Annotated in this window: 7 protein-coding genes; 2 read left to right on the forward strand and 5 right to left on the reverse strand. The window is 75.3% G+C overall.

Annotation, left to right across the window (positions count from 1 at the left end; translation table 11 throughout):
* On the forward strand, positions 1-777 hold a 777-nt coding region (locus tag CCN42_RS25075; RefSeq protein WP_086739007.1), incomplete at its 5' end, for an SLATT domain-containing protein.
* Between the two features lie 55 nt (positions 778-832).
* Here the strand turns inward: CCN42_RS25075 and CCN42_RS25080 are convergent.
* Entirely contained in the window at positions 833-4,579 is a 3,747-nt protein-coding gene (locus tag CCN42_RS25080; RefSeq protein WP_143662004.1) for a TIR domain-containing protein, read from the reverse strand.
* 107 nt (positions 4,580-4,686) lie between these two features.
* The gene (locus CCN42_RS25085) at positions 4,687-5,466 is read right to left on the reverse strand and encodes an SDR family NAD(P)-dependent oxidoreductase (protein ID WP_086739011.1); all 780 of its coding nucleotides are present in this window, start codon (positions 5,464-5,466) and stop codon (positions 4,687-4,689) included.
* A gap of 169 nt (positions 5,467-5,635) precedes the next feature.
* On the opposite strand from CCN42_RS25085, the gene CCN42_RS25090 reads away from it, so the two are divergent.
* A complete protein-coding gene (locus CCN42_RS25090; protein ID WP_086739013.1) occupies positions 5,636-5,824 on the forward strand; it encodes a ferredoxin in 189 nt (62 codons plus the stop codon).
* 33 nt (positions 5,825-5,857) lie between these two features.
* Here the strand turns inward: CCN42_RS25090 and CCN42_RS25095 are convergent, their stop codons facing one another.
* From CCN42_RS25095 to CCN42_RS25105, 3 genes are all read right to left on the reverse strand, one after another.
* Positions 5,858-6,610: a glycosyltransferase family 2 protein gene (locus tag CCN42_RS25095; RefSeq protein ID WP_086739017.1), complete on the reverse strand. Its 753-nt coding sequence runs from the start codon at positions 6,608-6,610 to the stop codon at positions 5,858-5,860.
* 8 nt (positions 6,611-6,618) lie between these two features.
* Positions 6,619-7,242 carry a UTRA domain-containing protein gene (locus CCN42_RS25100; protein WP_086739015.1) on the reverse strand — a complete coding sequence of 208 codons (624 nt, stop codon included), beginning with the start codon at positions 7,240-7,242 and terminating at the stop codon, positions 6,619-6,621.
* A gap of 263 nt (positions 7,243-7,505) precedes the next feature.
* Positions 7,506-10,772 (reverse strand): WD40 repeat domain-containing protein (locus CCN42_RS25105; RefSeq protein WP_086739019.1); only part of this gene is annotated, 3,267 nt, incomplete at its 5' end.

Consider the following 10,772-nt stretch of genomic DNA (forward strand, 5'->3'; position numbering starts at 1 on the left):
ACCGCCGCCGCGCTCGTCATGGACGACCACCCCGGCGCGGGCCGGGCCATGGCGTTCGCGGCGGCGGTCACCGCGGGCTGCGCGACCCTCGCCGGGCAGTGGACGACGCCGGAGCGGATCCGTGACTGGACGCGGCTGCGATCGGTGTCGGAGGCACTGAAGAGCGAGGTGTACGGGTATCTGGTGGCGCCGTCCGAGGAGCGGTTGCGGCAGCTCGCCGCGCGGACCGACGACGTGCTCGCCGACGCCGGAGACCTGGACCGGTACCTCGCCGGGCGGTCCGTGCCGGGCGGGCGCCCGCTGCCCGCCGTGGACGGGCTCGCCTCGTACATGGAGCTGCGGGTGCGGGCACAGATCGACGGCTATTACCGGCCGCGAGCCGAGCACTACCGGCGCAGGCTGGCGGTCGTGCGCGCCGCCGAGCTGGTGTTCGGACTGGCCTCGGTGGTGCTCGCGGCATGGAGCGGCACCTTCGAGTCCGCCGGGGCCGGGCGGTGGCTGGCGGTCGCGGCCACCGCCGGGATGGCGGTCACCACGCACGCCGCGGCGGCCAACTACGACTACCAGGAACTGGAGTTCTCCCGCACCGCGCAGGAACTGGAACGTGTCTGGTCCCGCTGGCGCCGTGAGCCGCCCGCCGACGAGGAGTCCCGGGCCCGGCTGGTCGCCCACGCCGAGCACGTCATCAGCATCCAGAACGAGGCGTGGATGGTGAAGTGGCAGGAGGCCGGAGCCCCCGGCCAGCCCGGGCCCGGCGGGGCCCAGCCGGCCGGGTAGCCCGGCGCCCGGCGCGCCCAGCCGGCCGGTCGGACAGGCGGGGCCCCGACTCCGCTCAGTCCGGGTCCGGCGGTGCGCAGTGGGTCGGATAGCGCGCCTCGGGTGCCCGCTCGTGCCACTCCCCGGGGGTGATCCAACGGCCCGCAAGCCCGCACAGCGAGCGCTGCCAGGCGGCCGGGTCGGTGGTGATCCGGACGATCGCGTCGCTGTCGGCGACGACGACGCCCCGGCCGTCGGGGGCGGTGTGGAAGAGACTCTCCGCGTCGGGAGGCTGGGCGAGGACCGGGCCCGGCTCCGACTGGCGGCCCAGCTCCCAGCGGCGTACCGACATCGTCGCCGGCCGCTCCAGGTCGGTGGTGTCGAGGGACTGGGCGACGACCAGCAGGGCCCGTCCGTCGGGGGTGAACGTCACGTCCCGCACGGTGCTGCCATCACCCCCGAGGTTCATGACCGGACCGACCCGGCGGCGCCCGGCGACGTCCCAGACGGTCACGCCCGCACCCTCCAGCTCCCCGGTGGTGACGATCCGTCGTCCGTCCGGGGAGAACGCGACCCGGTGCCCCGAGTAGGGGAGCCGGTACCGCTGCCGGCCGGTGGCGGTGTCCCAGAGGGTCACGGTGGTCTGGCGGTCGGAGGTGACGAGCGTGCGGCCGTCGGGGGAGAGGACCATGCCGTCCAGATAGTTCTCGCCCTGGTAGGTCCGCGCCAGCCGCCGGTCCGCGAGTGACCATGCACGCACCCCTCCGAGCTGGGACTCGGCCGCGTACAGCCGCTCGCCGTCCGGGGAGAACGCCAGCCCCACCAGATAGGCCCGCCCGTCGGGCGGGGTGGGGCTGCGCAGGGTGCCGGTGCGGCGCAGGGACGTGGCCGAGAAGAGACCGATCCGCACGCGCATGCCGGTCCGCTCGTCGCCGATCAGCTCGCCCACGGCGAGGGTGCGCCCGTCGGGGGAGTAGGCCACCCGGACGCCGTGGCCCGCGAGTCGCCGCTGCTTGCTCAGCCTCCCGGTGCCGGTCTCGAACAGCAGCAGCCGCCCGCCGTAGTCGGCGACGGCGAGGGTGCGGCCGTCGGCGCTGAGATCGGTGCCCTCCGCGTCGGCGGTGCCGAGGCCGGGGGCCGCGACCCGGGTGGACACACGTCCCCGGCCGTCCAGCCGCCAGGCCCACCAGCCCTCGCCGGTGTGCGCGACGGCGGAGCGCCGGTCGGGGCTGTACCAGACGCGGGCGCGCCCGTCCGGGTCGTGGTATTCGGCGGGTATGTCGTTGAAGGACGCCACGGGCATGCCGTGCACCGGCTCGGCCTCCACCAGTCTCCCGAGCACCTCCTCACCGTTGTCGGCGACGTCCCAGGGCAAGCCCCGCTCGGCCAGCTCCCGCATCTCCACGGTGCCGAGACGCGTCCGGCGCCGGAGATCCCACACCTCGAACCGGTTGACGTGCAGGGAGGTCGACAGGGCGAGCCGGGTGCCGTCGGCGGACACGGAGGCAGCTTCCCAGTCGTCGCCGGTCCGCACCGACCAGGCGGACTCGGGCCCGGCCGGGTCCAGCACCTGGACCGCGGCCTCCCGCCCGTCGGGCCGCAGGGTGACGACAGGCCGGTCGTCCGCGGTCCAGCCCGCGAGCGTCGGGCGGCGAGGGAAGCGGACCTCGCTGCCGTCGGTGACGGAGACCAGGCGGCCGGTGGCGCCGTCCGCACCGGATTCGTCCGCCGCGCACCACACGAAGCGGCCGTGCGGGCTCAGCGACGGATCGAGGCAGAGCAGCCCCAGGGGCAGGCCACGGCCGTCGACGCGAGCGACGACGGCTGTGACGTCGCTCGTGGACGCCAGGAACCGCCGCCCGTCGGGAGTGAGTCCGCCGCGTGGTGGCAACCGGCCCGGTGTGCCCTCGGGCCCTCGGGCCACGGTCCGCCCGGTCCGGGTGTCGGCGATCCGGGCCCGGCCGTCGCCGTCGAAGAGCAGCACCCGCCCGCCGTCCGCGCTCAGCGCCCGCGCCGGGTCGTGCGGCAGCTCTCCCGGCAGGGTGCGGCGCGGGGTCCACCCGGGCAGGTCCCAGATGCGGGTCCGGCCCGCGCTGCTCTCCGCGTACGTCGAGCTGTCCGCGCTGAATCCGGGCCCTCCGGCGGCCAGCCGCGGCCCCGCGTGCTGGAAACGGACCAGCTGCTCCTGCATCGCGTCGCGCGCGGCGGCGGTGTCCGCCTGCCCGTACGCGGCCGCCGCGAGCCGGGCAGCCGCCGCCATGCCGGGGTACGGCCGGGAGTCCGCCGCCCGCGCCAGACTCTCGGACAGTGCCTCGCGCCGCTGCCGCTCCCGGTCCTCCTGGGTGACGGCGGCGAACGAGGCCACCGCCGTGACGAAGGCCAGGGCGAGCGCGGACCCGGTCACCAGACGCCCGGCGCGGCGGCGCAGCGCCCGACGGCTCGCCTGGATGAACCGCAGCTGTACGTCGGTGGGTTCGGCACCGAAGCCGGGTACGGCCGGGCGGTGTGCCCGCCATGCCTCCGCCTCGGCCAGCTCGTGCCGGCGCAGCAGGCGCTCGGGCGCGTGGCCGTGGTGCTGCCAGGCGTGGGCCTGTTCACCGAGCCGGGTGTGCAGCGCGACCCAGTCGTGCTCGCGGGACAGGAACGCCAGGCTCTCGCGCACGGCGGGCGCGAACTCCTCCGGGTGGTGCATCGACAGCCGCTGGAAGCGGGTGATGCCGTCCCAGTCGGCCTCCCGCAGGGACCGTGTGACGCTCCCGGCGGCGAGATCCGCGTCGATCAGCACGGGCAGGATCCGCTTGCCGTGCTCCAGAGCCTGCCGGCACTCGTCCCAGCAGTACCGCGAGCGCAGCGAGGAGTGGGAGAGCAGCACGATCACGGCGTCGCTGGCCCGGATCGCGTCGGCCAGTTCGGCGCGCCACTCCCGGGACGGGCGGATGCCGTCCGTGTCCATCCACACGGACTGGCCGGCCGCCCGCAGGGCACCGACGTACCGTTCGGCGACCGCCGTGTCCGCGCGCGCGTAACTGAGGAAGACCTGACCCGCCGGGCGCGGGTGAGGGGCGGTGGCGGGGACGCGGGTGAGGGCCGCCCCGCGCAGTGCCGCGGCGATCCCGCCCGCGACCAGCCCGGCGGCGGCGACGAGCAGGGGCCAGTACTCCTGGGTCACCGATGGCGCGAACACCGTTCCCTGCACCTGCCGGTCGGCCTGCCGCAGCACGTCCAGCAGCCGTGCGTGGCGCTCCGGGGGGTCGGCGACGCCGTACGCCACCACCAGCACACCGGTGCGCGTCACCCAGGCCGCGGCGCCCAGCACGACCGCGCCGTACAGCGCCCAGCGGGCCGCCGACGGAGGGTCCGGGACGCGCGGCGGTCCGTTCCCGCCCGCCGGCTCGGTGTGCCGCCAGGTGATTCCGGCGGCTGCCGCCGGTCCCAGCGTCGCGAGCGACCCGGCCGCCGCGGCGAGGGCACGGCCACCGGCACCCAGCGACGGCCACAGCGTCCACACCACGAGACCGCACAGCACCGCGCTGACGGCGAGCGCGGTGAGCGCGGGCACCGACCGGCAGCGCCGCCAGGACCAGCCAGGGCGGGCTCCGGCCGTCCGGCGGTGCCGGATCCCCTGGCTCAGGGCCTCCCGGGCCGGGTGGAAGAGGGCCAGCCCGGGCAGCAGGCCCAGCAGCGCCCCGTACGGCCCGAGCAGCGGCACACAGACGAGCCAGCCCGCGACCAGCGCCGCCACCCAGGGGGCGACCGGGCTGCGCAGAGCTCCCCGTAAGCGCGCCGCTCCCGGTGAGCGCGCGAGTGCACCACCGCTCCCCATACCAGCTCCCCGGGCGGACTGACGGACGCTCAATCAGTGCTGGCAGTACGCGCGTTGCCTGCGTTGCCACCGCGATCGTAGCGGCGGGGAGCCGGTGCCGGGGGCGGTCAGTGGACGGACAGCCCCCCGTCCACGAACAGCGACTGCCCGGTGATGTACGCGGAGGCGCCGCTCGCCAGGAAGACCGCCGCGCCGGCGAAGTCCTCGGCGAGCCCGTTGCGGCCGATCATCGTGCGGGCGGCCAGTTCGGCGACCTTGGCGGGGTCGGAGGACAGCCGTTCGTTGAGCGGGGTGAGCACGAAGCCCGGGACGAGCGTGTTGCAGGTGACGCCGTGCGGTGACCAGGCCTCCGCCTGGGACCGGGCCAGTGACTCGAGGCCGCCCTTGGAGACCCCGTACGCGCCGCTCTGCACGAACGCCCGGTGCGCCTGCTGGGAGCTGATGTGGATGATCCGTCCGAAGCCGCGCTCGGCCATGCCGGGCCCGAACCGCTGCCCGAGCAGGAAGGGCGCCTCCAGGTTGACGGCCATGACGGCGTCCCAGACGTCGTCGCCGAGTTCGCCGAGCGGCGGACGCAGATTGATCCCCGCCGAGTTCACCAGGATGTCCGGTTCCCCGAACACCGAGACGGCCTCCTCGGCGGCCGTCCGCACGCCCTCCCGGGTCCGCAGGTCCGCGCTGACCCACCCCGCGCGGCACCCCTCGGCGACCAGCTCGTCCACGGTCTCGGCCAGCTGCTGTTCCCGCCGTGCCACCACCACGACCCGGGCTCCGGCCCGCGCCAGCGCTCCCGCGACCGCCCGTCCGATGCCGGAGCTGCCCCCGGTGACCAGGGCGACCCGCCCGTCGAGCGAGAAGAGGCCGGACAAGTAGGTCTGTGAGCTCATTTCCCCACCCTTGGATCGACGGTCGAACTCGATCAACCTACGTCACCGGCGATCTGGCGGCGGGTCAGCCGTTGGGGGGGGGCTCACCACGGGCGTGGGGGGTTCGGCGGCGCCCCCGCAGGGCAGTCCAGCGATGACCGCACCGGCTCGCGACTGGAATGGAGGGGGCATGAAGGTCACCGTCGACCCCGGCCTCTGCTACGGCTCCGGCGACTGCGTCTACCGCGCACCGCACGTCTTCACGACGGTGGACGGCTTCGGGGCCGTCCTGCCGGGCCGGCAGGAGACCGACGACGACCCGAAGGTCCGCGAGGCGGCCGAGGGCTGCCCGTCCCAGGCGATCACCCTCACCCCCTGACCGGCCGGAAGCCGGCCTCACCCGAGCCCGGCCTCACTTCGGCCAGCGCCACCCGGACACCGCCAGTGCCCGGGCCCGGGCCTCGGCCACGGCCATCCGCGCGGTGCGTTCCACCGTGTCGGTGTGGGCCGGGCTGCCGGTCACCTGGCCCTCCCACTTGCGGTAGAGGAGCCCGGGTTCGCGGGTGAACCAGCCGCGGCTGACCGCGTCCAGGGCGAGGAGCAGCCCGGTGTCCTCGGAGGCGGGCAGGGCCATCCAGCCCCCGAGGGCGAGGACGAGATCACGGCGGGCGAAGAGGGAGGCGGGGTGGACGGGGGCGCGGTAGTCGTGCGCGGTCCAGGCGGCGAGGACGGTGCCGGGTTCGAGGGGGCCCTCGTCGGGGTCGCCGGGGAAGGCGGCGGTGGATCCGTCGGGGAGCAGGTCGAGGACGCTGGAGGTGGTCCAGCCGAGGGTGGGATCCGCTTCGAGGGCGGCCAGGTCGCGGGCGAGCGCACCCGGGGTGAGCTGGTCGTCGGCGTCGAGGACCTTCACGTACTCGCCGTCGGCGCGCGCGAGCGCGAGGGTGCGGGCGACGCCGGGGCCACCCGGCCGCCCCTGGCGGAAGGAGACGCGGGGGTCCTCGGGGACGTGGGGGCGCACCTCGTCCGTGGTGCCGTCCTCCTGGATCAGCCACCGCCACTCCCACCCCTCGGGCAGCCACTGGGCGCGCAGGGACGCGTAGGCCTCGGGCAGGAACCGTGCCGACGGGGCGTGCACGGCGGTGACGACGATGACGCGGCGGCTCACGGCGGCGCTCACCACCTTTCCAGCCGGGTGGTGAACCGCAGCTCGGTGCGGTCGCCGGGCAGTGTCGTGAAGGCGACGTCGACCACGCGGTCGTGGATGTCGTACGACGTCTTGCGCAGCAGCAGCACCGGGGTGCCGGGCGGCAGGTCCAGGTCGAGGGCCTCCTGCGCGGTCGGCGGGCGGGCGGTGACGCGTTCCTCGACGCGGTCGACCTCGATGCCGACGGTGTGCAGCTGGCTCTGCGTGCCGCCGGGCCACGGCTCGTTGGTCGCGTCCAGCAGTCTCGGCTCGGCCTCGATCAGATCGCGGCGGAGGTAGGAGGTGACGAGGCTCAGGGGGGCGGATTCACCGGTGTGCCGGGTGCGGTAGGTGCGCTCCAGCAGGGGGGTGCCGAGCGGGACGCCGAACGCCTCGGCCAGCTCCCGGGTCGCCTCAGTGCGCCGGTACTTCGCGGAGAACACCAGGTCGCGGGTGGCGAGTCCGGTGTCGCGTTCGGTGGCACCGCTGTCCGCGCGGGCGTCCGCCGGCCGCCGGGCGCGGTCCTTCTCCCACTGGTGGCGGCTGTTGTCGCGGACGGCCGGGGCGCGCCGCGGCCGTCGTACGTCCGTTGTCTCTTCGTACGCCTGGGACACCGCCTCAGCCTAGGCGGGCGGGCAGCCGTTTCCCCGGTACGACCGGCCGTTTCCCTCGTACGACCGGCCGTTACCTTCGTACGACCGACCGGTTCCCGGATACGACCGACCGGTTCCCGGACATGACAGCGCCCGATCGCTGGTGACGGGGGATACACCAGCGATCGGGCTGACACCCAGCCTAACAAGGCTGCCGGTGCGACGGGAGCCGACTGCTCGGGCCCGCCGACAAGGTGTGAGCGGGATCACGCGATCGGGTGTGCTCACCGGTCGCACGGCGGGTCGTACGAGAGGCGCGGGAGGTATTCGTTCCACTTCTCCCGGGTCAGCACCCCCCGCGTGGTGGAGCAGATGTGCCGGATCGCCGTGTCGACGTCGAGATTCCACAGCCGCACGGTGTCGGTGCCGCTGGACACGCCGAGCATGTGGGCGGCGGGGCTGAAGGAGAGGAAGTTGCCGGTCTTGGCGTTCGGGCTCATCGACCGGCCGATCGGCGCCGCGTCCGCCGGGCTCGCCACGTTCCACAGCCGGACCGTGTTGTCGTTGCCGCCGCTCGCCAGGGTGCGGCCGTCCCGGCTGAACGTCAGCGACACGACCGCCTCGGTGTGCCCGGTGAGGGTGGCGGCCCCGCGCGCGCCCGCGACCGGGTCGGAGAGGTCCCACAGCCGGACCGTGTCGTCGTCGCCGCCGCCCGCGAGCGTCTTCCCGTCGGGGCTGAAGGCCAGCACGTTGACCGGGCCCCGGTGGTCGGTGAGGGGCGCGTCGAGCCGGGTGGGGCGGCGCGGATCGGTCACGTTCCACAGCCGTACGGTGCCGTCGGCGCTGCCGCTCGCCAGGGTCCGCCCGTCGGGGCTGAAGACGAGCGCGTTGACGTAGCCCTTGTGGCCGGTGAGGGGCGCGCCGAGCGGAACCGGCCGCGAGGGGTCGGCCACGTTCCACAGCTGGAACGTGCGGTCGTCGTAGGCGGTCGCCAGGGTGCGCCCGTCGGGGGCGAAGGCCAGCGCGTCCGGGCCCATGAACCGGGTGCGCAGCACGATCGGCGGGCCGGCCGGGACGGGGCGGGCCGGGTCGGTGACGTTCCACAGGTACACCGACCGCTTCGCCGTCAGCACGGCCAGCAGCCGGCCGTCGGGGGAGAAGGACAGCGAACGGTCACCGCCGTCACCGGGCAGGAACGGCCGCCCCAGCCGCACCGGCCGGTCCGGCCGCCGTACGTCCCACAGCCGCACCTTCCCGTCGCGCGCCGCGGTGGCCAGCACCCGCCCGTCCGGGCGGAACGACCCGCTGCGGCCGATCATGTCCGACGTCGGCACCGACCACAGCCGCACCTTGCTGTCCCCGCTGCCGGTGGCCAGGGTGCGCCCGTCGGGGCTGAACCCCAGCGCGTACATCTCCCCGCTGCTGCCCGCCAGCGGCTCGCCGACCTGCGACGGGTACGCCGGGTCGCTGACGTTCCACAGGCTGGCCGTGCTGTCCGCGCTGCCCGCGGCGAGGGTGTGCCCGTCGGGGGCGAACGCCACCGACCAGACGGGGCCGGTGTGCGCGGTGAGCGGGGGACCGAGCCTGGCCGCCCGGCCGGGATCGGTCACGTCCCACAGCCGGATCGTGTCGTCCGCGCCGCCGCTGGCGAGGGTGTGCCCGTCCGGGCTGAACGCCACCGAGTGGACGGTGTCCGTGTGCCCGGCGAGTCTCCCCAGCTCCCGGGGCCGGCCCGGCTCGGCCGTGCGCCACGGGCCGTCCGTGCTCCACAGGCGGATCGTGTGGTCGTCGCCGCCGGCCGCCAGGGTCCGCCCGTCCGGCGCGAACGCCACCGACCGCACGGCGGCCCCGTGCCCGGTCAGCCTCCCGAGCGTCCTCGCCCGCGCGGGCTCCCGTACGTCCCACAGGCCCACGGTGCGGTCCTCGCTGGCGGAGGCGAGCGTACGGCCGTCCGGGCTGAACGCCACCAGGTACACCGTGCCCTGATGCCCGGTCAGCGCGCCGAGGGACCTCGGCCGTGCTCGGTCCGTCACGTCCCAGAGCCGGATCACCCCGTCGTCACCCGCACTGGCCAGGGTGCGGCCGTCCGGGCTGAACACCGCGCTGCTCACCCAGCTGGTGTGACCGGCCAGCGGCACGCCGAGCGGCTCCGGGCGGGTCGGGTCGGACACGTCCCACAGCCGGACGGTGCGGTCGTAGCTCGCGGTCGCCAAGGTGCGCCCGTCGGGGCTGAACGAGGTCAGATAGACGGCCCCGTTGTGGCCGAGCAGCGGGGTGGCCAGCGGCGCGTTCACGATCGACACCAGCCGGTTGTTCGTCCCGGCGTCGTCCGGGCGCAGGCGGTGCGCCACCAGATCCAGCTGCGCGGAGAGCGACGGATCCGTGTACTGCACCCGGTCCGCCTCCGCGACCACCTGCTCGAACACCGCGTCGTCCCGCTGCTTCCAGGCCACCACCGCCGCCCCGACCGCCACCAGTGTCAGCACCACCAGCGCCGCGACCGCACCCCGGCTGATCCAGGCGGTACGGCGGCGCAGCCGCACCGAGGCCGCCAGGAACTCCACCGCGCCACGCGTCAGGAAGGTGTCCCCGGCCGACTTCGCCCAGCTCTCCGCCTGTTCGAGCCTCGACCCCCGGTACAGCAGCGCCGAGTCGCGGTGCGAGGCCTCCCAGGCCCGGCCGTCCTCCTCCAGCCGCTGACGCAGCAGATTGCCGCCCCGGTCCTCGTCGATCCAGTCGCGCAGCCGGGGCCAGGCGTGCAGCAGCGCCTCATGGGTGATCTCCACGGTCTCCGCGTCGAGCGTCACCAGCCGGGCCCGCACCAGCGCCTCCAGCGACTCCTCCGTCTTGCCCGGGTCGGTCGACTCCTCCGCCAGCTGCCGCCGGGTGCCGCGCCGCCGGGTCGCGGCCGTGTCCTCACCGACCCGCACCAGCCGGAGCAGCAATAACCGCGCGGCCGTCCGGGCCGCCGGGTCCAGGCCCGACCAGGCCCGCTCGGCGGTCGCCGCCACCGCGCCCTGGATACCGCCCGCCGCCCGGTACCCGGCCAGCGTCAGCCGGCCCGCCTTGCGGCGCTGCCAGGTGGCGAGCAGGGCGTGCGAGAGCAGCGGCAGCACACCGGCGTCGTGCGCGCCGCGCGGCCCGTCCGCGCCGACCTCCCGCACGATCAGCTCCGCCAGGCCCGGTTCCAGCTCCAGACCGACCGCCTTCGCCGGACCGGTCACCGCCTCCCGCAACTCGGCGGTGGTCAGCGGCCCGAGCACCATGTGCCGGTGCTGGAGCGCGTCGGCCAGCTCCGGGTGGCGCAGGCACTGCTCGTAGAAGTCGGCCCGTATGCCGAGGACGATCAGCACGGGCGCCGGCTCACCGGGTCCGCCGGGCGAGCAGGCGGCGTGCAGCACCCGGACGAACGTCCGCCGGTCCGCCTCCTCGGCACAGAGGGTGAACGCCTCCTCGAACTGGTCCACGATCACGACCGGCCGGGGCCCGGAACCCGCCCACTCCGCCAAGGCCTGCCGGACCGCTCGGGCGAACTCGGGGGTGTGGGGGGC

This window comes from Streptomyces glaucescens, from assembly GCF_002154375.1.
GTDB classification, from domain to species: domain Bacteria; phylum Actinomycetota; class Actinomycetes; order Streptomycetales; family Streptomycetaceae; genus Streptomyces; species Streptomyces glaucescens.

Coding starts and splice junctions, on each gene's coding strand:
- CCN42_RS25090 (WP_086739013.1), top strand. CDS start 5,636: ATGAAGGTCACCGTCGACCCCGGCCTCTGCTACGGCTCCGGCGACTGC.
- CCN42_RS25080 (WP_143662004.1), bottom strand. CDS start 4,579: ATGGGGAGCGGTGGTGCACTCGCGCGCTCACCGGGAGCGGCGCGCTTA.
- CCN42_RS25085 (WP_086739011.1), bottom strand. CDS start 5,466: ATGAGCTCACAGACCTACTTGTCCGGCCTCTTCTCGCTCGACGGGCGG.